Below are 23,611 nucleotides of genomic sequence, written 5' to 3' on the forward strand. Positions count from 1 at the left end.
AAAACAAAAAAATTAAAAACATGAAACATTTTTTATCAGGTATTCTATTTTTTACTTTGAGCTTACTGCAAGCTCAGAGTGTAGCATCACCTTCCAAAAAAATTACTGTAGACTTTAGTCTTACTGCTAGTGGGCAACCGAGTTATAATGTTAATTTTAAAAACAAAGCCGTTGTTCAAGAAAGTGCAATGGGAATCAAGTTAAAAGAAAAACCAGCTCTTGATGCAAATTTCAGTATTCAAGGATCAAAAAATACCACATTTAACGAATCATGGAAACCAGTTTTAGGAGAGCAGGCTTCGATTGTTAATCATTATAATGAATTAATAGTTTCGCTTATTCAAAAAGACACTAAAGTAAAAATGAATATTATTTTTAGAGTTTTTGATGAAGGAATTGCTTTTAGATATGATTTCCCAAAACAAGCTGAACTGAACTATTTTATTATTTCAGATGAAGTAACGCAATTTAATTTGACAGAAAACTACAAAACTTTTTGGATTCCAGGAGATTTTGATAGTAATGAATATGAGTACAATGAAACAAAATTGTCAGAAATTGATAATTCTAAAATTGACATGAACAATGGTATTGGTGTCAAATCAATTCCGGGTAAATACATTGTTCAGTCGCCATTGATGATGAAATCGCCAGCTGGGTTATATGTTAATATTTTTGAAGCAGCAGTGGTTAACTATCCCGTGATGCACCTTAATGTTGATGTGGCTAATTACCATTTAAATGCTCAGTTAGTTCCTAACGCTATTGGTGATAAGGCTTATTTACAAGCGCCTTGTGTTTCCCCTTGGAGAACAATTATGATTAGCGATGATGCGCGAGATATCGTTAGTTCAAAAATGATTTTGAATTTAAATGAGCCTTCTAAAATAGAAGATACTTCTTGGATTAAACCTATGAAATACGTTGGAATTTGGTGGGAAATGCACGTTGGGAAGTCCACTTGGGATTTTGCAGGTTCTCAAAACGCTCAAAACTCCTTAACACAAGATTTAATTCCGTCTGGTAAGCACGGTGCAACAACTGAAAACACCAAAAGGTATATTGATTTTGCAGCCAAAAATGGTTTTGATGGTGTGCTTGTCGAAGGTTGGAATGTAGGTTGGGAAGACTGGTTTGGGAATTGGAAAGAAGAAGTTTTTGACTTTGTAACACCTTACCCAGATTTTGATATTGCAGCTATTTCGGCTTACGCCAAATCAAAAGGAGTAAAAATGATCATGCATCATGAAACTTCAGGTTCGGTTGCTAATTATGAGCGTCATTTGGATCGTGCTTTCGAAAACATGGTTAAATATGATTATCCAGCGGTAAAATCAGGATATGTAGGTAAGATCATCCCAAGAGGAGAATTTCATGATGGACAAACGATGGTAAACCATTTCAATTTTGTTGCCAGACGTGCTGCAGATTATAAGATAATGCTTAATTCTCATGAGTCTACAAGACCTACAGGTTATGGAAGAACCTACCCTAACTACATCGCTGCTGAAGCTGCGCGTGGGAATGAATTTAATGCTTGGAGTGTGGGAAATCCACCAATGCATGAGACTATATTGCCCTTCACAAGACAATTGGGAGGACCAATGGATTATACCCCAGGTATTTTCGAAATCAAAATGAGTTATTACGATAAAACTAAGACTGAGCAGGTTCATACTACTTTAGCAAAGCAATTGGCATTATATGTAACGATGTACTCGCCATTACAAATGGCAGCTGATTTGCCGGAAAACTATGAAAAATACAGTGATGCTTTCCAATTTATTAAAGATGTAGCTGCTGACTGGGATGAGAGTAGATACCTTGAAGCAGAACCAGGAGATTATTTAACAGTAGTTAGAAAAGCCAAAGGATCAGAATCTTGGTTCCTAGGGGCAATTACAGATGAAAACGCTAGAAAATCTGAAATCAAATTGGATTTCTTGACTAAAGGGCAAAAGTATAAAGCGATCATCTATGAAGATGCAAAAAATGCCGATTGGCAAAAGAATCCTATCGCTTATAAAATCAAAACGATAGAAGTAACGAATAAATCTAAAATCAATCTGAACTTGGCACCAGGAGGAGGAACAGCAATTAGTTTCGAACCAGTTAAATAGTTATTAGAAGTTTTAGTAATGTGCCTTAGCGTACTTTATTGATTTGTTAATGACCACTAACTTATCCTTTAACTCCTGCAAGTAATGTACTTCTTGCAGGATTTTTTTTGGACTATTGGAAATCCAATTGGAGTTATTCAGATTAAAAAATGCTATTTAATTATGAAAAACACTAAGATTACTTTTTTAAAATTACTGCTTGTAGGCTTACTTTTTCTTTCTGTTCAGGCTGAAGCCCAACAAAAAACCTATTGTAACCCAATTAATATTGATTATGGTTATTGTCCAATTCCTAATTTTGTTACGCAGGGAAAACACCGCGCTACTGCTGATCCGGTGATTACTTTTTTTAAGGGAGAATACTATCTTTTTTCGACAAATCAATGGGGGTATTGGCACAGTAAAGACATGCTTGATTGGAAATTTATTTCTAGAAAGTTTCTAAGACCAGAGCATGACGTTTACGACGAACTTTGCGCGCCTTCACTATCATTTGTCAATGATACTCTGCTTGTTGTAGGTTCAACACATGGTAAGGAATTTCCAATCTGGATGAGTACCAACCCTTCTAAAGATGACTGGAAAGAATTAGTTCACAAATCAGAAGCCGCGGCTTGGGATCCCTCTATTTTCTGGGATAAAGAGAAAGATGAATTGTATGAGTATTATGGTTCTAGTAATCTATACCCACTTTATGGTGTCAAATTAAATAGAAAAACGTTTCAGCCAGAAGGAGAAGTCATCCCTTTAATTGCGCTAAATGATGATGAACATGGTTGGGAGCGCTTTGGTGAAAATAATGACAACACTTTTATGCAGCCTTTCATGGAAGGTGCATTTATGACCAAATACAATAATAAATATTACCTGCAATATGGTGGTCCAGGAACTGAGTTTAGTGGTTACGGTGATGGTGTTTATGTCAGTGATAAACCGTTAGGTCCTTTTGAGTATCAGTCTCACAATCCTTTCTCTTATAAACCAGGAGGTTTTGCTAGAGGAGCAGGGCATGGAGCAACCTATCAAGATGACAAGGATGCTTTCTGGCATGTTTCTACAATGGTTATTGGTACCAAGAACAATTTTGAAAGACGTATCGGAATTTGGCCAGCGGGTTTTGATAAAGACGGAATTTTATACTCAAATACTGCTTACGGCGATTATCCTACTTTTTTGCCCTCGCAAAATAAAAACCATTTAAACGATAATTTTTCTGGCTGGATGTTACTGAACTATAATAAGCCAGTTCAGGTTTCTTCAACCTTAGGAGGGTATCAAGCGAATAATGCTGTAAATGAAGATATAAAAACGTATTGGTCCGCAAAAACAGCAGCAAAAGTCGAGTGGCTGATTTCAGACTTAGGAGAAAAAAGTACTGTTAACGCTATTCAAATTAACTTTGCCGATCAAGATGTGGAGTTAATGGGGAAACCAGAAAAAACTACTGGACATCAATACGTCTTATATTATTCGGACAATAATAAAGACTGGAAAGTTGCTGTGGACAAAAGCAAGAATGACAAAGATGTGCCACATGATTATATCGAATTAGAAAGTCCAATTAGTGCTCGTTATTTAAAAATTGAAAATAGAGGAATGCCAACAGGTAAATTTGCTCTTTCAGGTTTTAGAGCTTTTGGAAAAGGGAGTGGTAAAATTCCGAATACTGTAAATAATTTTGTTCCTTTACGAGCAGAACCGCGAAAAAAAGGAGAAAGACGTAATGTTTGGTTCAAATGGCAGCAAGAACCTTTGGCCGATGGTTATGTGATCTATTTTGGAAAATCACCTGATAAAATGTACGGTTCTATAATGGTATACGGGAAGAACGAATACTATTTTAACGGTTTAGATCGTACAGATGCCTATTATTTTCAAATAGAAGCTTTTAACAATAACGGAATTAGCGCACGTACAGCTATTAAAAAATCTGAATAATACTAACTATAATAAACGATGAGAAAAACCACATTTTTAGCACTATTGCTTTTAAGCGGAACAACTATTTTTGCTCAAAATAAAGAGGAGCAAAGACTAAAAGATATTTATAACGCTTCATTAACTAATTCTAAATGTTATGCATGGCTTGACCATCTTTCAAATGACATTGGTTCCCGTCTCTCAGGTTCAGCAAATGCTGAAAAGGCAGTACAATACACTAAAGCGGAAATGGAAAAGTTGGGTTTTGACAAAGTGTATTTGCAAGAAGTTATGGTGCCAAAATGGGTAAGAGGAGAGAAAGAAACAGCCTATATCCTGGATGGGAAAGTTAAGGTTACTGTTCCCATATGTGCTTTGGGTGGCTCAATTGCAACGAATAAAAATGGCCTCACAGCAGAAGTGGTTGAAGTACAAAGTTTTGATGAATTAACAGCTTTAGGTGCAGCTAAGGTAAAAGGGAAAATTGTTTTTTACAATCGACCAATGGATAATGCACAAATAGAATCTTTCCATGCCTATTCGGGTGCAGTAGACCAACGCTATGCTGGTGCACAAAAAGCAGCTGAACTAGGAGCAGTGGGAACAATTGTACGTTCTATGAATTTACGACTCGATGATTTCCCACACACTGGAGCACAAAGTTATGGTGATCTTCCTAAATCAAAATACATTCCTACAGCAGCGATAAGTACTAATGGTGCCGAATTACTAAGTAAAAAATTAGCAGCAAATCCAAGTTTGAAATTTTACTTCAAACAATCGTGTCAGCAATTTGACGATGTATTGTCCTATAATGTAGTTGGAGAAATTAAAGGATCAGAAACACCTAATAATATTATGGTCGTGGGTGGACATCTAGATTCTTGGGATTTAGCAGATGGTTCACATGATGATGGGGCAGGAGTAGTACAGAGTATGGAAGTGGTGAATATTTTTAAAAACCTTGGGTACAAACCTAAAAATACTATTCGTGTTGTGCTTTTTATGAATGAGGAAAACGGTCTTAGAGGCGGAAAAAAATATGAAGAGTTAGCTCAAGCTAATAATGAAAATCACATATTTGCTCTAGAAAGTGATTCAGGAGGTTTTAGTCCTAGAGGATTTTCGTTAGAATGTAATGAGGCTAATTTTAATAAAATTACTGGCTTTAGTAAATTATTTGAACCGTATTTAATTCACAGTTTTGTAGAAGGCCATAGTGGTTCTGATATAGGTCCGTTAACGTCAAAAAACATCGTTAAAGCTGGTTTAAAACCAGATTCACAACGTTATTTTGATTACCATCATGCTGCAAACGACAAATTTGATGCAGTGGATAAAAGAGAATTAGAATTAGGAGCTGCTACAATGGCATCGCTAATGTATCTAATTGATCAAAACGGTATTCTAAAATAAAGAACTATAGCGCAACTAAGATACAAGAAAGCCACAAGTATAAACTTGTGGCTTTCTTGTGTGATAAAAGCATGCTTTTAAAATTTAAATAATCAATAGTTAGGTTAGTGTTTTCCATCTCCTAGTAAAACCGACAACGATTTTAGGCGGTCTGTACGATCAGCAATTAGCTTTATGATACTCACGAACGGAATAAACAAAATCATTCCTGCAGCGCCCCATAATATGCCGCCTACGGTTATCATGATAATGATGACAAGCGTATTTATTTTTAAGCGGTTACCCACAGCAAATGGAAAAATTACATAAGCTTCTAGTAATTGTACAATTGAAAATACGATAATTACTCCTAACGGATACCATATAGAGTTATACGTTATCCAAGAAATAGCTATAGGTAAAAGGGAGGAAATCATAATCCCGATATAAGGAATAAAGGTCAGTATTGATGCGATGAATCCAAACATAAACGGATGTGGAACACCAACTATGGCAAGACCAATACTGTTTAAGAGTCCGACGATCAAATAAACAACAAGCATGCCTTTTATGAAATTGTAGTAGGCATTAATAGTTTCTACCAAAATCTCATGTATTGTTTCTTTTCTTTCTGCAGGAAACAAATGGTACAGTACATTAGCCAGCATTTGACGATGGTACAGAATTAATGCTGAGAAAACCGGGATGATTAAAATAAAAAAAACAGACTCAGATACGGAGTAGATTAAACTTCGTAGCAAAGAGAAAGCTTCTGCTCCCGAGTTGTTGATGGCATTTTTAAAAAATAGAAGTTGCTCGTCTAAACTGATTTCAAATCGTTCTGTAACATAGCTACTTAATTGATTCAGGCTTTCTAGAAGCTTAATTTTAAAAGGCTCCCATTCATTTGAAAACTCACTCATTTGATTAAAGAGTAAATATAGCAAGCCCCCGCTCAAAAGCAGAATAATAAATAATGAAATGAATATAGATAATCCCTGGCTAAATCCTTTTTTTTCCAGCCACTTACATACTGGATAGAGTATAAAACTGATTAGAAGTGAAAAACTAAGCGGAATTAAAAGAATTTTTCCAAAATAAAGAATGAGGGACAGCAATACAATATATTGAAGTACCACGATTGGTGAAAACTTTTTACTGACAGGAACTTGTTTTGGTATTTTGGAAAATGGTATCATACTTATTTTAAACTTTTAAAGTTATTAGCTCCGTTTATATTTATTTTGCCTTGCCTCTAACTTTATGGAAACTTAAAAACTATCGGGCTAATCTTTTCTCAATCCTTAAATGTTATGATGAATTTAGCTCCTTGATTCACTTTACTTTTTACTGTTATGTGACCTCCTAGACTAGTAATGTGGTTATAAACCAAATACAAACCTATTCCATTGCTGTCAACATGATTATGGAATTTTTGATGTAAACCAAATATTTTATCTTTTACTTTCTCCATATCAAACCCAATTCCGTTATCAGAGACAATCAATTGTTTACGGCCATCTTTTATTTCTGTGTAAATAGAAATTACGGGCAAAACATCTGATTTAGAATACTTTATAGCGTTGGTTATTAAATTTAAAAAGATGCTTTTTAAATACGATTTATTGAAACGAATTATTTTTAAAGCTTCAAAATTAATCCGAATCTGTGCTTGCGAATTTTGAACTAAAGCATTAATAGATAATAAAACTTCATTTACAACAGCATTTAAACTTACATCTTCAAGATGTGCATTATCATCATTTTTTTTATTTAGTAAAGCAACATGTTCATTTAAAGTTTGCTTTAAACTTTCTGATGTAGACTTTAGGATGGCAATAAATTCGAGTGTTTCGCTATCTTTAATTGTAGATGTATCTAATAGTTCAAAGACAGAGAGTAAATTGTTAACAGGTGATCTTAAATCGTGAGCAGAGGTGTAGGTTAACTGCTTATAATCACTATTTATTTTAGTCAATTCAGCGAGATTCAAATTGCGCTCTTCTTCTAATTCTTTTTTGTAAGTTATATTTTTTGCAATAGCATAAACATGTTGATCATCTTCTATAGGTAGTGAGGTCCATAATAACCAAACTATAGCGCCATTTTTAGTTAAATACCTGTTTTCAAAATTAAATAACGGTATTTTACTCCTGAGATCGTTTCGTGCATTAGAGGTGCTTTTTTTATCATCATCATGTACAAAATCATTTATGGGGCGGGACAGCAACTCATCATTACTATAACCTAATAATTCTGACACGGCAGGATTTATCCTTTTAAAATAACCATCAAAACCAGCAACACATAACAGATCGGGAGTAGCATCAAAAAATTTTTCAAATTTATTGAATGCTTCACACACAGCTACAGTAATTTTTTGATCACCTCTTATCATTGTTGCCCCCTCTTAAATTATTTTTTTCGCAATAGCTAATGATTAAAATTTTAAATTTAAATCAGTAATTTACGACATTGCAAATGAATAATTTGATGTAAATACTAAATTAGGTATAAATTAGTATATAATACAAACACAGTAACAAACTAATTGCATTTTTTTAGAGTTTACTAGTTGTATGCTAACATAATAAAAAAAAAAGGAGGTTGTTCATTAAACAACCTCCTTTTGATATCAGTAAGTATTTGTGGACTAAATTCTAAATATTCCTCCAAAAGCGATAATTCTTTGAAAAAAGAAAAAGTCTTGAGAAGCACTATCAGCAGTACTTTGAGTAGTGCGAATATCTTGCATATTTATGTAACCACCTTTTAACTCTCCTTGAATGTAAAAATGTTTAAAGAAAGTAAGGTTTAATCCTGCTTTCAGTGAAGTTCCATATCCTGATATATGAAAATCATCATGACGATCTTTTCCTAATAATGTTGTGTTTGTTTTTGGATACAACATTCCAATACCTAAACCTTCAGTCAAATTAACTTGTATTTTATCTGTGTTAGTTATTTTAAATAAAGAAGAAATATCATCATGTCTGGAGAATTCTGTATTAACATAATTCAAACCATCAGTATGTTCATACATCAAGAAATCTTCTGTAAGTTGTATAGGATTGTTATTGTAAATCCCATCGTATCCTGTATTAGCTGCAATAGTTCCTGTGATATTGGCCGTTTGATTTTGTGTCATTACATATTTCATATGGTCAACACCTATAGCAATACTATAATGGTCACTTATAAAATACCCCATTCTAAAATTAGTTTGAGGAATCGTCATCTTAGTAGGATTAATATAATCTACGTGCCAGCCCTTTGGTTTGTCATGTGCAGTAATATTATCTAACGTAAAGTTGTAATCATCCCCTTTAAATGTCACATCAGACTTGCTATAACTTTCTCTATTTCCTCCCCACGATACAAAGAATTTCCCTTTATTGTGAGCTGTATAATTATCTTGTACTTTAATGACTTCTTGAGCCTGTCCAACATTTGTAATAAGCAATGTTACAAATGCCATGTAAAAAAATATATTTTTCAAAGAACGTATTATAAAATTTTAAAATTGATTAACGGTTTGTCTAATAGCAACTAATTTTGTCATTAAAGATTCAAAATAATCTAAATGTAACATGTTAGCGCCATCACTTTTTGCATTAGCAGGGTCAAAGTGCGTTTCGATAAAAATACCATCAACACCAACAGCAATTCCTGCTTTTGCAACAGTTTCAATCATATCGGGTCTTCCACCTGTAACACCAGCCGTTTGATTTGGTTGTTGTAGTGAGTGTGTTACATCAAGCACAGTAGTGGCATATTGCTGCATAGTAGGAATTCCTCTATAATCAACAATCATATCTTGGTATCCAAACATTGTTCCGCGATCTGTAACCATAACCTTTTGATTATTGCAGTCAAGAACTTTTTGAACGGCATGTTTCATACTTTCGGGACTCATAAATTGTCCTTTCTTTAAGTTGACTACTTTTCCCGTATTGGCAGCAGCCACAACTAAATCAGTTTGACGCACTAAAAAAGCTGGAATTTGTAACACATCTACATATTGAGCAGCCATATCAGCATCCTCATTAGTATGAATATCGGTGACCGTAGGTACTCCAAAAGTTTCCGATACTTTCCTAAGGATTTTTAACGCCTTTTCATCTCCAATTCCTGAGAAACTATCAATTCTAGAACGGTTAGCTTTCTTAAATGAACCTTTAAATATGTAAGGAATTGCTAATTTGTCAGTGATTCCAACTAATTTCTCAGCAATTCTCAGAGCCATTTCTTCTCCTTCAATAGCACATGGTCCTGCTAATAAAAAGAAATTACCGCTATTGGTGTGTTTAATCTGGGGTATATGTTGTATGTTCATAAACTTGTATTTTTAAAGTTGCAAAGGTAACTATGATTTATCATGTAGCCTTTACGATTTAACATTTTTTATAGAATGAATTGTAGCTGTTTTCAGTAGCTTTTTCCTGCTATCCACTTGTATCTTATTGTTTTTAAAGAAAAAACAATAAGGATACCGCTGCTATCAGGGCTATCAAAAATTTATTGAGCGATTTTTTTTAAGCCAAAACCCACTGGGACTTTTAAATGCCCTTTTTCATAAATGTTCAGATACAATAGAATAGGTTTGTTTAAACCTGCCCATTGTACTTCATAAATATCTAAAAAGCCAGCACCCATTTCACTTCTTTTTGTAGGGAAGGGACAGCAACTTTCTAATTTTTTAAAGCTAATTTTTTGTCCTTTAGGTCCCGTCAATGCATTTAAATAACGTTCTTGATTGATTGTTTCATTTCGAGTACTGTAGTAAAAAACATTGATAGGGTAATCTTTATCATAACCATATTTTTTATCGGTACTGTATTCTGTAATAATGAATGTGTTTTCTGAAGAAAGTCTAGGAGTAGGCGCATTATCATCTACATTTTTTAGTGTAGATTTAGTACTTACACAAGAATTCATAAATAAAAGTACGGTAAAACAAAGCACTGCTTTTTTCATGATTATTTTGGTTTGAAATTTTTTTTCCTAATTTATGTACAAAGATAATGAGAACTATAAAGGAGAATACTACTATAATAAATATTTGTGATGAAAATGGTATACTATTAAATATAAGAATCCTTATTTTTGCGGCAAATACATAAATTATGACCGTTTTTTTTCAAACTTGGCCTTGGTACATATCCGGGTTACTTATTGGTGCAATTATGCTTTGCTTAACTTATTTTGGTAAAACATTTGGTATGTCTTCTAACTTGCGTTCTATGTGTTCCATTGTGGGCTTAGGTAAGCGAGTATCTTTCTTCGATTTTGATTGGAAATCACAACGCTGGAATTTAGTTGTGGTTCTAGGTGCGATGCTTGGTGGATTTGTTGCAGTGAATTTTATGAGCGATCCTTCAAACGTTACGATTAACCCAGAAACAATTTATCAACTAGCAGCCTTAGGAATTGATGCACCAAATGGTAAATTAGCACCTGACGCGCTTTTTGGTCCCTCTGTTTTTCAGTCCCCAAAAGGGATTGCAATTTTACTTATTGGTGGTATATTAATTGGTTTTGGTACGCGATACGCTGGTGGTTGTACATCAGGACATGCCATTTCTGGTTTAAGTAACTTACAAATTCCTTCTTTAAAAGCAGTTGTAGGTTTCTTCATTGGTGGCTTGATAATGGCTTATTTAATCTTCCCCTTAATTTTTTAAATGATGAATGTAATAAAATATTTACTAGTAGGTTTTGTTTTCGGAATTGTCTTAACAAAGTCGGAGGCTGTTTCATGGTACCGCATCTATGAGATGTTTCAATTTCAATCTTTTCACATGTACGGTATTATAATGACGGCCGTAATAACGGGTGTGATTGGCATCCAAATTATAAAGAGAAAAAATATTAAAGACATCGATGGTACACCAATCGCAATTGCTGATAAAGAACAGGGCAATGCAAGATATTGGATTGGTGGTATATTTTTTGGACTGGGCTGGGCATTAGTAGGAGCCTGTCCTGGACCTATTTTTATATTGCTAGGTGCTGGTTTCTGGAGTATATTTATTGTGTTTTTTGGTGCGTTATTTGGTACCTATCTATATGGTGTTTTTAAAGACAAACTACCTCATTAAAAGGATATGTTTTTAGATGATTTATAGCATTCTCTTAATAGGGGATGCTATTTTTTTTGGTTTAATTTCAATATACCAGTTACAATTAAATATTGGGCAAGTAAATAAGTGACCATAATAAAAAAGGAACTCATTACTATAGGGCTATAAAATTTGTCAAATGCCAAAATACTATCAGAACTTACAAATACGATTGCTCCTGTTAAAATGTACCAATTAGCAGGTTTATGCCAAATTAAAAATCCTTTAAACGCAAATAAGAGCATTGTAGAAATTACCATAGCATATACAAAAACAGGGATTTTTAAATCACCAAGACTGGGCAACAATACAGAGAGCATGACCATCAAGTAAACGATAATAATTGTTACACCTACCCAATAAACAGCTTTGTTTCGAGTGTTTTTAGGTTTTATTTGTTTGTTGAACAACACTATATAAATAAGATGCGAAATTAAAAAAGCAATTAATCCAAAAATAAAATACAACTCGCCTTTATCTGTAAAAAGTAAAATAATATCGCCTATCCATGAAAATGTAAGCGCTGCTATTAGAAATTTTTTAGATGAAAAATGTTCAGTAACATAAACTGCCGTAATTAAAAATGGCAATAAAAAAGGCTTTATGTGCCAAGCAATATTTTCTTGTCCTAAAAGAATGATAAGAAGATAGATACTACTTACGGCAAGGTAGCTCTTTAATAATGTGGCAGTTTTCATAGTGGTTTGTTAAGAATTGATAAGCATTGATTTTGTCGTTTTAAATTCAAAAAGGGTAAAATAAATTGACATCGCTAGTGAAAAAAGAAAATAAGAAATAATAAGATAGGTAATAATGGGGAAAGCAGTTTCTAAAGCAAACCAACCGCCAAAATAAATAAGTATTCCCATTCCAAAAAATAAACGTAACGCTTCCCAGTACACTGAGAATTTACTTTTATCCATTAATTCTGTGTAGCTGTATATGGTTACAAATATAAAGGCACCATATACAAAGATATTGGGAAGACCAATGGTCCCTATGTTGTCAAATAAATAACTTACAAAAAGTAGTGTGATTAATACTTGGGCTACCGCCCAGTATTTCATTTTTACCGAATTATCCATTCCGTATTTTTCAAAATTATAAACATCTGTGATTTTATTGACAGGATAAAGTTCTTCAAAATTTTCTGGTCTCCAACCTGTAGGCTTGAACCATATTGTAAATTTATCTTTCCAGTTCTTAGATCGCCACGCATCGGCAATCAGTAAATTAAGATGTTGAAAGTTTATTTTGATAGGATTCCAAGTTTCTGCTGGTCTTGTAATTCCAAAGACAGGAGGTACAGACTCTAATTCTTCTTGGAAAGTTCCAAACCATTTATCCCATATAATAAATATTTGTGAATGATTTTTATCAATATATTGTGGATTAATCGCATGATGAACTCTGTGATGCGAAGGTGTAACAAGGATTTTTTCTAAAAACCCCATTTTTTTAATGTGTTTTGTGTGGTACCAAAATTGCAAGAATAATTGAATAGGTAGCGTTATTATAATTACTTTGGCTGGAACACCTATTAGTGCTGCAGGGATTAAGATAAAGGTGAATAAATTGATAAAGGTAGATATTGATTGTCGTAATGCGCAAGCTAAATTAAACTCTTCACTACTATGGTGGACGGCATGTTTATTCCAGAAAAAATTAACCTGGTGTGCTATCCGATGATTCCAGTAGCCATAAAAATCTATAATAACAAAAGCGACTAGATAAGTGATAATATTTGCCTCCATTTCAAATAAAGCAATTTTAGAAACCATCCAATCGTACGAAATAAAAGTCAGGCTCAAACCTAACACATCTTTTACAGCATTAGTTATCCCTGAACTTACGCTGGAAACCCCATCCATTAGCGGTACATTGTCCTCACCTTTGTACATACCATATATTTTTTCAATGATAATAAGTACTAAAAATAGAGGCATTGCAATAATCAATATTTTACCATATTCTTCCATAAAAAAAAACAATCTAATTTATTCAAATATAGAATAAATTAGATTGTTTTTTAAATTATCAATAAAATAATTACAAATTATTGACGGTATTGTAAGGTATTAAACAATTTCAGCGCTAATGCCTGCTTCTAACAATTGCGTACATTGAGGCGTTAATTTGTCTAATGGTCCTGTTTTTACGGTACATTTTCCGTTGTAATGAACAATAAGAGAACATTGTTCTGCTTGTTCAGCTGTATGATCACAAACCCGTATTAAGGTTTCAATTACATGGTCAAAAGTATTCACGTCATCGTTATAAACTACTATTTCATTGTTTAAAGTGGGCGCTTCTTTTCGACTAACTTTTTCTCTTACTTTTTCTTTAGTACTCATAGTTGTACGTTTTAGATTTCGTAATTAATAAATTATAGATACTAATTTACGTATTTTAATGAAACCCAGTTGTTTCTTTGAAATTTTTTAACATATGTTAAGCCTTTTTCATTACAAGAGGCGTCAATATAAGGGATATCTTCTTCATAAAATCCGCTTAGTAATAAGGTGCCTTTTGGATTTAAACAGTCCACATAACTTTGCATATCATTTAACAAAATATTTCTGTTGATGTTAGCAATTATTAAATCGTACTTTTTGTCTTTCAATAAAGCTGCCTCACCTTCATAAACAGTAATGTGTTTACAGTTATTACGTTCAGCATTTTCAATTGAATTTAAATAACACCAGTTGTCAATGTCAATAGCATCTATAGGTTGCGCACCTTTCATTTCGGCAAGAATAGCTAGAATCGCTGTTCCACATCCCATGTCTAAGGTTTTCATTCCATTAACATCCATTTCTAATAAATGCTGAATCATCATATGTGTCGTCTCGTGATGACCTGTTCCAAAACTCATTTTTGGCTCAATTACAATGTCAAATTCGGCATCAGTTTTAGGGTGGAAAGGGGCACGTACATGACAGTTTCCATCTACATCAATTGGCTCAAAGTTTTTTTCCCATTCTTCATTCCAGTTTACTTGATCAATCTCTTCAAAAGTATAGTCAATTTTAAACTCTTCAGAATTTAGAATTTGTACATTTTCTAGGATGTTTTCATTCCAAAACTCTTTTTGTACGAAGGCCGAAACGCCACTTTCTGTTTCTGTAAAACTTTCAAAAGCGGTCTCTCCTAATTCTGCGATTAATATTTCTGATCCTAAAGTTATGGCTTGTTCACGATTGCTTGCCTCTTTTGGATCAATGTTAAAATGGTATCCGATATAAATATTTGACATGTGTAATTTTTTTGCAAAGGTAGCATTTCTCTTTTATGGAATATTATAAAAATAAAAAAAGCGGTAAAATGAATTACCGCTTTTATATTCTGTACTTAAGATTCTTTTTAGATTGCGTTGATAATTGCCACAAAATCATCAGCTTTTAATGCTGCTCCACCTATTAAACCACCGTCAACATCTGGTTTAGAGAAGATTTCATTTGCATTTTCAGGCTTAACACTTCCACCATAAAGGATTGAAATTTCATCAGAGATTTCATTTCCAAAGTTCATACGAATGATTTCTCTAATGAACGCATGCATTTCCTGTGCTTGTTCTGGTGAAGCTGTTTCTCCAGTTCCGATAGCCCAAACAGGCTCGTAAGCTAAAATGATGTTTTTCCAAGCTGATTTGTCGATGTGAAACAATCCATCTTTCAATTGATTTTGTACTACATTAAAATGCTGCTTATCTTGTCTGTCTTTTAATTCTTCTCCAAAACAGAAAATAACTTTCATATCATGAGTAAGCGCCGTGTCTACTTTGCTTGCTATCAAAGCATCCGTTTCATTAAAAATTGCTCTACGCTCAGAGTGCCCAAGGATTACAATGTCAACACCAATACTTTTTAACATATCAGCTGAAATTTCACCTGTGAAAGCACCACTTTCCGCTTGATGCATATTTTGAGCAGCAACATCAATATTGATAAACTCTAAGTGATCAACAGCAGAGGCTAGGTTTACGAAGGTAGGTGCAACTATTATTTGTGTATCAGAATCAGTTGGAATTTTACCAATTAAATCATTTAATAAATCCTCAGTCTGTTCAGCATTTTTGTGCATTTTCCAGTTTCCAGCTACTATTTTCTTTCTCATTTTAGTTTTTTTAATATGGTGGGTATTCGTTTTTAGTTCTATTTAATGGGTTACTTTAAATTACTTAAAGTTTCATTGATTTTATCAAAATCAGTTTCTATAGCTCTATACAAAGCAATTTTACCTGTTTTATCAACGATAATGTATCTTGGGATCCAGTCTAGATCTATTGCATTAGCAAACACACCTTTCATTTGGTCATTAGCCATAAAGTGCTCTCCTTGTAAATCGTGTTTTTCAATTCCAGACTTCCATTTGTCAGCCGTTTTATCCATAGAGATAAATACATAAGCCACATCTGGATTTTTAGCTTGTAATTCTTTTATTTTAGGCATTGCTTTCACACAATCCCCACACCAAGAAGCCCAAACTTCAATTACTAATGTTTTTCCCTCATACTTTTTAAGAATATCCTGAAAAGCGATTTGTTGGTCTTGAGTGTCCAAGAGTGTTTCTGATAAAGCTTCTTTAGAAAAAGAAGTTTTTTGTGCGTTAGATTTAGCACAAGATATGGCTACGAAAGCAACTACGATAGCTAGTAATTTTTTCATTTTTTTTATTTTTAACAAAGTTAAACAAACAATTTGAATGGTTATCAAAGATTGTTTTTTTTTGAATTTAAGCAATATTTTGAAAGAAAATAGGAGTTTTGATGCAGATACGTTAAAATGAAAACGTAATAGTATAAATTATAACTAATGCTATTCTTAATAAAAGATCTAATTTGCAGTTTAATGAGTCGGAATTTGACTTGTTTTTTAACTATGAAAGTCTGATTTTAGGGTCTAAATAAGCATAAATTACGTCAACTAGGATATTGATAACCACAAAGGTAGTAGCAATGATTAAAACTGACCCCATAATTACAGGAAGGTCTAAATTATTCAATGCTTCTACAATTTCTTTTCCTAAACCATTCCAGCCGAAGATAAACTCTACAAATACTGCTCCAGCTAACATTGAAGCAAACCAACCAGATATTGCCGTAACTACAGGATTTAAGGAATTCTTTAAAGCATGTTTGCGAATGATTTGAAATTCTGATAATCCCTTGGCTCTGGCTGTACGAATATAATCTTGTCCAAAAGTCTCCAAAAGTGAATTACGCATTAGCTGAATAACTACTGCTAGCGGACGAATTCCTAAGACTACTGCCGGCAAAATAATATTTTTCCATTGAATATAACTGCCGTTCCCAAAATCGTCTACTTCATATAAACTCCCAGTCATATTAAGGTGGGTGTATTTTTGTAATACAAAACCAAACAGCCATGCAAACAAAATGGCACTAAAAAAGGAAGGAATACTCATTCCTAATGTACTAATCAGCGCAATGGTACGATCAATCCAACTGTCTTTATGCAATGCAGATATGATACCTAAAATTACGCCAAAAACAATTGCAATGACAATTGCAAATAGCGCTAATATTGCAGTACTTGGTAAGGTATTTCCAATTATTTCAGAAACTTTTTTTCCGCTTTTCTGAAAACTTTCTCTCAAATACGGAGTCTTTATAACCACAGTTGTATTAGCAATGGTGAAGAGCGTGCTAGCGTTGTACTTTCCCTCGCTTAAATAAGTATAATCTTCGATGTCATTACTGTGAAATGAAATAGGAGATAAGTCATTAAGATAATACAAATACTGAGTAGCAATAGGTTGATCAAAACCATACTTTTTCTTAATGAGAGCTAATTGCTCTGAATTTTCATTTTGATCCAGCATCATTCTCGCAGGATCACCCGGCAAAACATTAAATAAAAAGAAAATCACCGTAATTACGCCATAAAGAGTAAGTAATGCGTAGCCTAGTTTATTAAAAAAGTATTTTAACATTTTAGTTGGGGTGTAATAATGGATTTTAAAGCCTTGCCTTAAATAATTCTCAAATGGTAAGACTTACAATAGACTGGAATTTACAATTTCAAATCTTCAATATCGTTATTATGTACCTTTTGTTTGATCGTCCCTTTTTCAAGGACTACAATACTTGGATTTGCTCGCTCAATAGTTTTTAAAGCAATCGCGTCACAAGTATAATAATCAAAATTAAGTCCATATTTTTTCTTGGCTTTTGTAATTTGTTCTTGTGATGAATTTGTCATTCCAATCATTTTATAGCCTTTGGCCGTAGCCTCACCGTATAGCTTTTTCAGTTTAGACATACCTGCCTCATCGGCAATAGACAGATCATAACTCACCGCCATGATTAACTTAGGTTCTTGTAGTAACTCATCTTTGTAATCTGAACCATCTTTCATCATTGTGAAATCATGGATGGGTGGAACATAGCCCTCAGTTATTACATTATCTTTTCGATCAACAAATGTTGCTCCCTCTGGAATGGCCATCAAATCTGCTTCTTTGAATTCTTTATTGACACCATTTACATTGTAAATAAATACCATTTCTACAACTGATTTTGGTGCATCCTCAGGAATTTCCATTCCTTTTTGAATATTATTTCCTACAGCATAAGGTCTAAAATCAATGATGGGTAAATGGTTTAATACCCAAACTCCCATAAACATGCATAAAACGATGCTGGCATAAGCGATTATATTTTGGATACTTTTATCAAACAGGGGCTGTACTAAGTGCTTATTGAAGAACAGAATTAGAATAAAGAACAGCAAAACCACATCTTTAGTAAACGATTGCCAAGGCGTTAATTTTAAGGCATCTCCAAAGCATCCGCAGTCTTTAACTACATCGTAGTAAGCCGAATAGAAAGTCAAAAATGTAAAGAAAACTATCATTAAAAGCAGACTCCAAATCGTAAATTTTGATTTATATCCAATGAGTAACATAACCCCTAAAACAACCTCTACAATAACTAAGAACATAGCTAGTCCTAATGAAAATGGAACTAAAAATGGCATGTTAAAAACGGGTTCGCTAAAATACTCGGCTAATTTATACGAGAATCCTACAGGATCATTCAGTTTGATTAATCCTGAAATTATAAATAATAAGCCTACAAATATTCTGGAGAATTGAGTAATAATGTTTTTCATATTTAAAACGTAAATTTATTGTTTTGTGCCCATTAAAATTAAGGCAAAAATGGAATAGTTAATCATGTCTTGATAGTTTGCATCGATACCTTCTGAAACGATTGTTTTTCCTTTATTGTCTTCTATTTGCTTTACACGTAATAATTTTTGAAGAATCAGATCAGTCAAAGAACTCACACGCATTTCTCGCCAAGCCTCTCCATAGTCATGGTTCTTAGCCTCCATCAATTCTTTGGTGATTTTGACTTTAGCATCATATAATTGAGTAGCGCGCTCCACATTTAAATCAGGTTGATCTACGACACCTAACTCTAGCTGAATCAAAGCCATGATAGAATAATTGATAATACCAATAAATTCTCCTTTTTCATCTTCATCAACTTTTCGAACTTCATTTTCTTGCAAACTACGGATGCGTTGTGCTTTAATAAAAATTTGATCTGTTAATGAGGGCAGTCTCAATATGCGCCAAGCGCTACCGTAATCTGTCATTTTATTGATGAACAGTGCGCGACATATCGCAATCACCGAATCATATTCTTGAGAAGTATTCTTCATTATTGGTGTATATTTGTCTAAAATTTGCTCAAAAATAGGGATAAAATTTAAAAAAGTTTAACGTTTGAAGGGTAAAATTATAAGAACAGAGTCGTTTTATGCGATAACAAGATTAAACTTAAAGTAAGAAAAATTAAACGAGGAATTAATGACAATAAATTGCAAGGGACAACTGATTGATTTATCGCATCCAAAAGTAATGGGGATTTTAAATGTCACTCCCGATTCTTTTTTTGATGGAGGTAGTTATACTAAAGAAAGTGACCTACTTAATCAAGTTGACAAAATGGTCAATGATGGCGCCACCTTTATTGATATAGGGGCTTATTCCAGTAAACCTAATGCTGATTTTGTTTCTGAGCAAGTAGAATTAGAGCGAATAGTTCCTGTGGTACAGTTAATTCTCAAACATTTTCCAGATGTATTACTATCGATAGACACTTTTAGAAGTACTGTTGCAGCTGCATGTTTAGAGAATGGAGCAGCTTTAATTAATGATATTTCGGCGGGAGATCTTGATGTTAATATGTTTGAAGTTATTGCAAAATATAATGTACCATATATAATGATGCACATGCGAGGTACGCCACAGACCATGCAAAAACTGACTGACTACAAAGATATTGTAAAGGAAATGTTATTCTATTTTTCAGAAAGGGTAGTTAAAGCAAGGAAATTTGGGATCAATGATTTGATTGTTGACCCAGGATTTGGCTTTGCCAAAACAACAGAACAGAATTATGAAGTTATGCAAAAATTAGCATTATTCAAAATGCTAGAGTTACCTGTTTTAGTAGGTATTTCCAGAAAATCAATGATCTACAAAATACTCAATACTAATGCAAAAGAAGCATTGAATGGAACTACTTTTTTAAATACAATCGCATTGACTAAAGGGGCCAATATTTTGCGAGTTCATGATGTCAAAGAAGCTGCAGAAAGTGTTACCTTATGGAACCAATTAAATTCTTAATAATGAGATACTGTATCGTTCTTATCACTTTATTTTTTATATCGTGTTGTAATAAAGAAGATCTGCTGTTACCAAAATCAGATGTAACAATTATTGCAGACGTTCAAGACCATTCTCCGATTTATCTTTTTTTCAGGACGAATGGAAAAGATACCTTAGTAGAAGTCAATAGGAAAAACAGTATCATTACGACCAACTGGATTTTGAATATTGATAAACGCCTTCCCCTGCGATTAGTGATTCCAGAGTTAATGAAATTACAAAATAAAAAACGAAAAGAGAAAGCGCATAAAAACGAAAAAGCTGAAAATTACTTTTCTTATGCTGATAGTATAGGCAAAAACTTGGCTTTTGTACCTTTTACAAAAGTATATTATCAAATGAAAAAACCAAAAGGGGCAGTATTATTCTTTACTAAGAATAATGAGATTATAATGGGAGATAGGCGTATTAAAAAAGAAGAAATTAAAAATCTAATTTTAAGTGTACTAAGAGATAAACCGAACACAAAGTTCATGTTGTGTTTTGATAAAAACCTTTGTTTTAAGAGCTATTTACAAGATAAAATTCTCCTAAAAAAATTAAAAATTAAAGCAATAAGTGAACAGGAATTTGTGTACTAATTTGTAATTAATTGTCCTCTTATTTCGCCATCAGGAAATGTACTACTAGATAAATTGATATAATATCGATTAGAATGTAAGTCGGCTTTTTGTTCGGGAGTTAGTTTAGCACTAGTGTATGTAAATGGCGAAGATACATTTGTAAAGGTATTAATAGTGGTTTTATTTGTATCAGCATTACTTATATAAATTTGACCAGCGGTAACCGTTGTTAAACTATGAGTAACAGTGACTTTGAAAGTATTTGTCAGATTATTATAAATTAATTTAGCAGTGCCCGTTGCTGTTGATGCATTGCTAGGAACTTGATTCACTCCATTTAAATTTGCTTCAAAATTGGTGTAACTAGCTGTAGTTGGTTGAGAATCATCGCAGTTGTCACAAGATATACTTATTATTTGTACCAATAAAACAAATAAAATAACAATATACTTTTTCATAGGAGTAGTTTTTAATCAGATAGTCATAAAGTTGTAAGTAGCATCAGTAAGGATTTGGCATTAATGAGAATGTCATCTATTAAAAGACATTGGCATTTCAGATATTAAATATAGGCAAGTTTATTCTAATTAAAAAAAATAATTCTCGTTAATCACCTAAATATCAGGAATGTATTTAAGTGATTAATGAGAATTGTCTTGAAAGTGCATTACTATTAATGCATTTTGGATGTGGAAATTCATATCTAAAGAAATTATAAAATTTCCCAAAAAAAGAAATATGTAGCTAAAATCGTGGATGTTTTTTAAATTATTGGTGGTGGTATGGCTCATTTCTCAAAATGGTAAATCCGCGATACAATTGTTCAATAAAAAACAAGCGAACCATCTGATGTGAAAATGTCATTAATGAAAGTGATATTTTACCTTTTGCTTTAGCATAAACAGTTTCCGAAAATCCATACGGGCCGCCAATAACAAATACTAATGTTTTTACACCTGAGTTCATTTTCTTTTGTAATTCATCAGAAAAACCAACGCTAGAGAAGTTTTTCCCATTCTCATCTAACAGAATGAGTTGGTCTGTTGGTGTGATTTTAGCCAAAATTAATTCCCCCTCTTTTTCTTTTTGCTGACTCTCAGAAAGGTTTTTAACATTTTTGATATCGGAAATAATTTCTAGATCAAATTTTATGTAAAAAGACAGGCGTTTGGTATAATCATCAATTAAAGTTTGCAACGCTTTATTATCTGTTTTACCAATGGCGATTAGTTTAATATTCATTAGACTTTATTTTAAAGGAAAATTAGCTTCAAATTTTTCAAATCGAAGATCCAAATCTTTTAGCAGTCGCTTTTTTACTTTAGCCTCTTTGATAAAACTATAGTTGATGCTATTGTATACATATTGCTTAATGTCAGCATAACTAACATCTTTATACCGTGTGGCTAAAAGTACATATTGCTCTGTCATATTAGTACGTAAAATTCCTGCATCATCTGTACTAATAATTATTGGAACATTGAACTCTCTGTATAAAGAAATAGGATGGCGATTTTCTTTAACCTTTAATATAAACTCATTACTAACCAAATTAATTTCAATAGGAATTTGTTGTTTGGCCATATATTTCAATAAGGAATAAGCATTTTTCTCATAAGGCATATCTACACCATGACCAATACGGTTAGCAGCAGCTACATAGATAGCATCGTTAATGTGCCAAGTCAGATCTTCTGGTTGCACTAAGCCTAGAGTCAACTCGCCTGCATGTAAAGTGTATTTAACATCTGGAAAAATGCTGTGGCAATAGTTAAACATAACCATGTGTAGCCAGTAATCTTTCATAGAATTTTCCCCATCTTCTGGTGAGACAACATTCACACCAGCCATCAAATCACTTGAATCAGCTGAGATAAAGGCAACAACTAAGTTCTTAAACAAATCCACCGGCTCCATAAAACGCAAAACAAAATTTTGATAACGCATAGTGAAATTAGCATCATCAATATTTAGGTCGTTGTGCATTTTTGCAACAAAATTAGTATTGAAATCTATGGCGTATTTTTTAGCTTCTCTTTTTTGGAACGTTTTATAAAGTGATTCTAAAAGCTTTTTAACTCCCTTTTCATCTCTATTTGCTGCTAGTTTCCTTAATTGAGCATTAACTTCAATTAAATCACTTGTGTTAATATCAGAAGGAATGGTAGATAATTGTGTTTCTATGTAGCTTAGGTTTTCTGCAATCGCTCTATTTTTAAGTTCCATCAAACCGTCACCAAAATGTCCTGGAATGGTTGGACTGAACTTGTCAAAAGATTCAAAAAATAATTTATCAGAAGGATAGCTCACGCCATTATAATCCTTAGCCGACCATTTTTCCATGATTTTTTGTTTGTAAGCATATAATTCACCACGTTTGTTGATTGTAGAAAATTGCTCCCAGTGTCCTGTTGCTGGTTTTTCTTTTAACACTTGCATGGTAACAGTATTCAAATAAAAATCTTCATTGATTGCGTCTTCGAGCATTGGCTCTGCATAAATGGAACCGCTATAGTGATGGTGTAAGTCTCCACCTTTAGGCATTTGAGAAAAAAAAGCAGTCAACTCAGCTTCATTATTTCTTATTTTTTCAAAATAGGTATTTGCTGTTTGTGCATAGCTAAAGTTAAGTATAGCCGAAAAAAGCAATGCAATATATAATTTCATAATTTGGTTTTAGTTATCGTAATAGTAGCGTTTTAAAGGAAATTTATTGCAGTTGATTGGTGGTTAAGAAGTAATCTGCACCTTTGGTTTTACTCTAAAACGGAACAAAGATAAT

24 protein-coding genes are annotated in these 23,611 nt (G+C 33.1%); 7 read left to right on the top strand and 17 right to left on the bottom strand.

Annotated features, from left to right (window positions below):
• Window positions 1-20: 20 nt before the first annotated feature.
• The 3 genes from ACEN2K_RS11550 (at window position 21) to ACEN2K_RS11560 (ending at window position 5,456) form a co-directional block, all read left to right on the top strand.
• Window positions 21-2,120 carry a glycoside hydrolase family 97 protein gene (locus ACEN2K_RS11550; RefSeq protein ID WP_441759480.1) on the top strand — a complete coding sequence of 700 codons (2,100 nt, stop codon included), beginning with the start codon at window positions 21-23 and terminating at the stop codon, window positions 2,118-2,120.
• A 162-nt stretch (window positions 2,121-2,282) separates the two neighbouring features.
• A complete protein-coding gene (locus tag ACEN2K_RS11555; RefSeq protein ID WP_441759481.1) occupies window positions 2,283-4,058 on the top strand; it encodes a discoidin domain-containing protein in 1,776 nt (591 codons plus the stop codon).
• 18 nt (window positions 4,059-4,076) lie between these two features.
• Window positions 4,077-5,456 (top strand): M28 family peptidase, encoded by a 1,380-nt coding sequence (locus ACEN2K_RS11560; protein ID WP_441759482.1) that lies wholly within the window; start codon window positions 4,077-4,079, stop codon window positions 5,454-5,456.
• Window positions 5,457-5,560: 104 nt separating this feature from the next.
• Here the strand turns inward: ACEN2K_RS11560 and ACEN2K_RS11565 are convergent, their stop codons facing one another.
• The 5 genes from ACEN2K_RS11565 to ACEN2K_RS11585 all read right to left on the bottom strand — a co-directional run bounded on the left by ACEN2K_RS11565 (window position 5,561) and on the right by ACEN2K_RS11585 (window position 10,412).
• Window positions 5,561-6,634 (bottom strand): AI-2E family transporter, encoded by a 1,074-nt coding sequence (locus ACEN2K_RS11565; RefSeq protein WP_441759483.1) that lies wholly within the window; start codon window positions 6,632-6,634, stop codon window positions 5,561-5,563.
• A gap of 98 nt (window positions 6,635-6,732) precedes the next feature.
• Window positions 6,733-7,833, bottom strand: coding sequence for a PAS domain-containing sensor histidine kinase (locus ACEN2K_RS11570; protein ID WP_441759484.1), 1,101 nt, complete (start codon window positions 7,831-7,833; stop codon window positions 6,733-6,735).
• A gap of 255 nt (window positions 7,834-8,088) precedes the next feature.
• Entirely contained in the window at window positions 8,089-8,934 is an 846-nt protein-coding gene (locus ACEN2K_RS11575; protein ID WP_441759485.1) for a hypothetical protein, read from the bottom strand.
• Between the two features lie 18 nt (window positions 8,935-8,952).
• On the bottom strand, window positions 8,953-9,771 hold the full coding sequence (gene kdsA, locus ACEN2K_RS11580) for a 3-deoxy-8-phosphooctulonate synthase (protein WP_441759486.1): 819 nt from the start codon (window positions 9,769-9,771) through the stop codon (window positions 8,953-8,955).
• Window positions 9,772-9,953: 182 nt separating this feature from the next.
• Window positions 9,954-10,412, bottom strand: a complete 459-nt coding sequence (locus ACEN2K_RS11585; RefSeq protein WP_441759487.1) for a 2-dehydro-3-deoxyphosphooctonate aldolase — start codon at window positions 10,410-10,412, stop codon at window positions 9,954-9,956.
• 149 nt (window positions 10,413-10,561) lie between these two features.
• Here ACEN2K_RS11585 and ACEN2K_RS11590 point away from each other — a divergent pair, with 149 nt between their 5' ends.
• Both ACEN2K_RS11590 and ACEN2K_RS11595 read left to right on the top strand, forming a co-directional pair.
• Window positions 10,562-11,119, top strand: a complete 558-nt coding sequence (locus ACEN2K_RS11590) for a YeeE/YedE family protein (RefSeq protein ID WP_441759488.1) — start codon at window positions 10,562-10,564, stop codon at window positions 11,117-11,119.
• A gap of 3 nt (window positions 11,120-11,122) precedes the next feature.
• Window positions 11,123-11,536: a DUF6691 family protein gene (locus ACEN2K_RS11595; protein ID WP_441759575.1), complete on the top strand. Its 414-nt coding sequence runs from the start codon at window positions 11,123-11,125 to the stop codon at window positions 11,534-11,536.
• Between the two features lie 47 nt (window positions 11,537-11,583).
• Here ACEN2K_RS11595 and ACEN2K_RS11600 read toward each other — a convergent pair whose 3' ends face one another.
• The 9 genes from ACEN2K_RS11600 to ACEN2K_RS11640 all read right to left on the bottom strand — a co-directional run bounded on the left by ACEN2K_RS11600 (window position 11,584) and on the right by ACEN2K_RS11640 (window position 19,251).
• Window positions 11,584-12,255 (bottom strand): lysoplasmalogenase, encoded by a 672-nt coding sequence (locus ACEN2K_RS11600; protein WP_441759489.1) that lies wholly within the window; start codon window positions 12,253-12,255, stop codon window positions 11,584-11,586.
• A gap of 9 nt (window positions 12,256-12,264) precedes the next feature.
• Window positions 12,265-13,536: a sterol desaturase family protein gene (locus ACEN2K_RS11605; protein WP_441759490.1), complete on the bottom strand. Its 1,272-nt coding sequence runs from the start codon at window positions 13,534-13,536 to the stop codon at window positions 12,265-12,267.
• A gap of 99 nt (window positions 13,537-13,635) precedes the next feature.
• Window positions 13,636-13,911 carry an ATP-dependent Clp protease adaptor ClpS gene (locus tag ACEN2K_RS11610; RefSeq protein ID WP_441759491.1) on the bottom strand — a complete coding sequence of 92 codons (276 nt, stop codon included), beginning with the start codon at window positions 13,909-13,911 and terminating at the stop codon, window positions 13,636-13,638.
• A gap of 41 nt (window positions 13,912-13,952) precedes the next feature.
• Complete coding sequence (gene prmA / locus ACEN2K_RS11615) at window positions 13,953-14,813, bottom strand: 50S ribosomal protein L11 methyltransferase (protein ID WP_441759492.1); 861 nt, start codon at window positions 14,811-14,813, stop codon at window positions 13,953-13,955.
• Window positions 14,814-14,920: 107 nt separating this feature from the next.
• The gene (gene tpiA, locus ACEN2K_RS11620) at window positions 14,921-15,673 is read right to left on the bottom strand and encodes a triose-phosphate isomerase (RefSeq protein ID WP_441759493.1); all 753 of its coding nucleotides are present in this window, start codon (window positions 15,671-15,673) and stop codon (window positions 14,921-14,923) included.
• A 50-nt stretch (window positions 15,674-15,723) separates the two neighbouring features.
• Window positions 15,724-16,224: a TlpA family protein disulfide reductase gene (locus ACEN2K_RS11625; RefSeq protein WP_441759494.1), complete on the bottom strand. Its 501-nt coding sequence runs from the start codon at window positions 16,222-16,224 to the stop codon at window positions 15,724-15,726.
• 211 nt (window positions 16,225-16,435) lie between these two features.
• Window positions 16,436-17,512, bottom strand: coding sequence for an ABC transporter permease (locus tag ACEN2K_RS11630; protein WP_441759495.1), 1,077 nt, complete (start codon window positions 17,510-17,512; stop codon window positions 16,436-16,438).
• A gap of 80 nt (window positions 17,513-17,592) precedes the next feature.
• Window positions 17,593-18,693: a BT_3928 family protein gene (locus tag ACEN2K_RS11635; protein WP_441759496.1), complete on the bottom strand. Its 1,101-nt coding sequence runs from the start codon at window positions 18,691-18,693 to the stop codon at window positions 17,593-17,595.
• 15 nt (window positions 18,694-18,708) lie between these two features.
• The gene (locus ACEN2K_RS11640; protein WP_441759497.1) at window positions 18,709-19,251 is read right to left on the bottom strand and encodes a DUF1599 domain-containing protein; all 543 of its coding nucleotides are present in this window, start codon (window positions 19,249-19,251) and stop codon (window positions 18,709-18,711) included.
• Window positions 19,252-19,399: 148 nt separating this feature from the next.
• Here ACEN2K_RS11640 and folP point away from each other — a divergent pair, with 148 nt between their 5' ends.
• Together folP and ACEN2K_RS11650 are read left to right on the top strand one after the other, a co-directional pair.
• Window positions 19,400-20,224 carry a dihydropteroate synthase gene (gene folP / locus ACEN2K_RS11645; RefSeq protein WP_441759498.1) on the top strand — a complete coding sequence of 275 codons (825 nt, stop codon included), beginning with the start codon at window positions 19,400-19,402 and terminating at the stop codon, window positions 20,222-20,224.
• Window positions 20,225-20,226: 2 nt separating this feature from the next.
• On the top strand, window positions 20,227-20,847 hold the full coding sequence (locus ACEN2K_RS11650; protein ID WP_441759499.1) for a hypothetical protein: 621 nt from the start codon (window positions 20,227-20,229) through the stop codon (window positions 20,845-20,847).
• Here the strand turns inward: ACEN2K_RS11650 and ACEN2K_RS11655 are convergent.
• The 3 genes from ACEN2K_RS11655 to ACEN2K_RS11665 form a co-directional block, all read right to left on the bottom strand.
• The gene (locus ACEN2K_RS11655; protein WP_441759500.1) at window positions 20,844-21,287 is read right to left on the bottom strand and encodes a CHRD domain-containing protein; all 444 of its coding nucleotides are present in this window, start codon (window positions 21,285-21,287) and stop codon (window positions 20,844-20,846) included. The two genes, ACEN2K_RS11650 and ACEN2K_RS11655, sit on opposite strands and share 4 nt — an antisense overlap.
• 310 nt (window positions 21,288-21,597) lie before the next feature.
• On the bottom strand, window positions 21,598-22,071 hold the full coding sequence (rlmH, locus tag ACEN2K_RS11660) for a 23S rRNA (pseudouridine(1915)-N(3))-methyltransferase RlmH (protein ID WP_441759501.1): 474 nt from the start codon (window positions 22,069-22,071) through the stop codon (window positions 21,598-21,600).
• Window positions 22,072-22,077: 6 nt separating this feature from the next.
• Entirely contained in the window at window positions 22,078-23,496 is a 1,419-nt protein-coding gene (locus ACEN2K_RS11665; RefSeq protein ID WP_441759502.1) for an adenosine deaminase, read from the bottom strand.
• Between the last annotated feature and the right edge of the window lie 115 nt (window positions 23,497-23,611).

The sequence above is a fragment of the Flavobacterium sp. W21_SRS_FM3 genome, assembly GCF_052113625.1.
GTDB lineage: Bacteria > Bacteroidota > Bacteroidia > Flavobacteriales > Flavobacteriaceae > Flavobacterium.

Bases quoted from the DNA above. Each gene is read 5' to 3' on its own strand.
- ACEN2K_RS11560 (WP_441759482.1), top strand. From the start codon at position 4,077: ATGAGAAAAACCACATTTTTAGCACTATTGCTTTTAAGCGGAACAACT.
- ACEN2K_RS11555 (WP_441759481.1), top strand. From the start codon at position 2,283: ATGAAAAACACTAAGATTACTTTTTTAAAATTACTGCTTGTAGGCTTA.
- ACEN2K_RS11590 (WP_441759488.1), top strand. From the start codon at position 10,562: ATGACCGTTTTTTTTCAAACTTGGCCTTGGTACATATCCGGGTTACTT.
- ACEN2K_RS11640 (WP_441759497.1), bottom strand. From the start codon at position 19,251: ATGAAGAATACTTCTCAAGAATATGATTCGGTGATTGCGATATGTCGC.
- folP (WP_441759498.1), top strand. From the start codon at position 19,400: ATGACAATAAATTGCAAGGGACAACTGATTGATTTATCGCATCCAAAA.
- ACEN2K_RS11635 (WP_441759496.1), bottom strand. From the start codon at position 18,693: ATGAAAAACATTATTACTCAATTCTCCAGAATATTTGTAGGCTTATTA.
- ACEN2K_RS11605 (WP_441759490.1), bottom strand. From the start codon at position 13,536: ATGGAAGAATATGGTAAAATATTGATTATTGCAATGCCTCTATTTTTA.
- ACEN2K_RS11600 (WP_441759489.1), bottom strand. From the start codon at position 12,255: ATGAAAACTGCCACATTATTAAAGAGCTACCTTGCCGTAAGTAGTATC.
- ACEN2K_RS11630 (WP_441759495.1), bottom strand. From the start codon at position 17,512: ATGTTAAAATACTTTTTTAATAAACTAGGCTACGCATTACTTACTCTT.
- ACEN2K_RS11665 (WP_441759502.1), bottom strand. From the start codon at position 23,496: ATGAAATTATATATTGCATTGCTTTTTTCGGCTATACTTAACTTTAGC.
- ACEN2K_RS11610 (WP_441759491.1), bottom strand. From the start codon at position 13,911: ATGAGTACTAAAGAAAAAGTAAGAGAAAAAGTTAGTCGAAAAGAAGCG.
- tpiA (WP_441759493.1), bottom strand. From the start codon at position 15,673: ATGAGAAAGAAAATAGTAGCTGGAAACTGGAAAATGCACAAAAATGCT.
- rlmH (WP_441759501.1), bottom strand. From the start codon at position 22,071: ATGAATATTAAACTAATCGCCATTGGTAAAACAGATAATAAAGCGTTG.
- prmA (WP_441759492.1), bottom strand. From the start codon at position 14,813: ATGTCAAATATTTATATCGGATACCATTTTAACATTGATCCAAAAGAG.
- ACEN2K_RS11650 (WP_441759499.1), top strand. From the start codon at position 20,227: ATGAGATACTGTATCGTTCTTATCACTTTATTTTTTATATCGTGTTGT.
- kdsA (WP_441759486.1), bottom strand. From the start codon at position 9,771: ATGAACATACAACATATACCCCAGATTAAACACACCAATAGCGGTAAT.
- ACEN2K_RS11550 (WP_441759480.1), top strand. From the start codon at position 21: ATGAAACATTTTTTATCAGGTATTCTATTTTTTACTTTGAGCTTACTG.
- ACEN2K_RS11585 (WP_441759487.1), bottom strand. From the start codon at position 10,412: ATGAAAAAAGCAGTGCTTTGTTTTACCGTACTTTTATTTATGAATTCT.
- ACEN2K_RS11595 (WP_441759575.1), top strand. From the start codon at position 11,123: ATGAATGTAATAAAATATTTACTAGTAGGTTTTGTTTTCGGAATTGTC.
- ACEN2K_RS11655 (WP_441759500.1), bottom strand. From the start codon at position 21,287: ATGAAAAAGTATATTGTTATTTTATTTGTTTTATTGGTACAAATAATA.
- ACEN2K_RS11625 (WP_441759494.1), bottom strand. From the start codon at position 16,224: ATGAAAAAATTACTAGCTATCGTAGTTGCTTTCGTAGCCATATCTTGT.
- ACEN2K_RS11565 (WP_441759483.1), bottom strand. From the start codon at position 6,634: ATGATACCATTTTCCAAAATACCAAAACAAGTTCCTGTCAGTAAAAAG.
- ACEN2K_RS11570 (WP_441759484.1), bottom strand. From the start codon at position 7,833: ATGATAAGAGGTGATCAAAAAATTACTGTAGCTGTGTGTGAAGCATTC.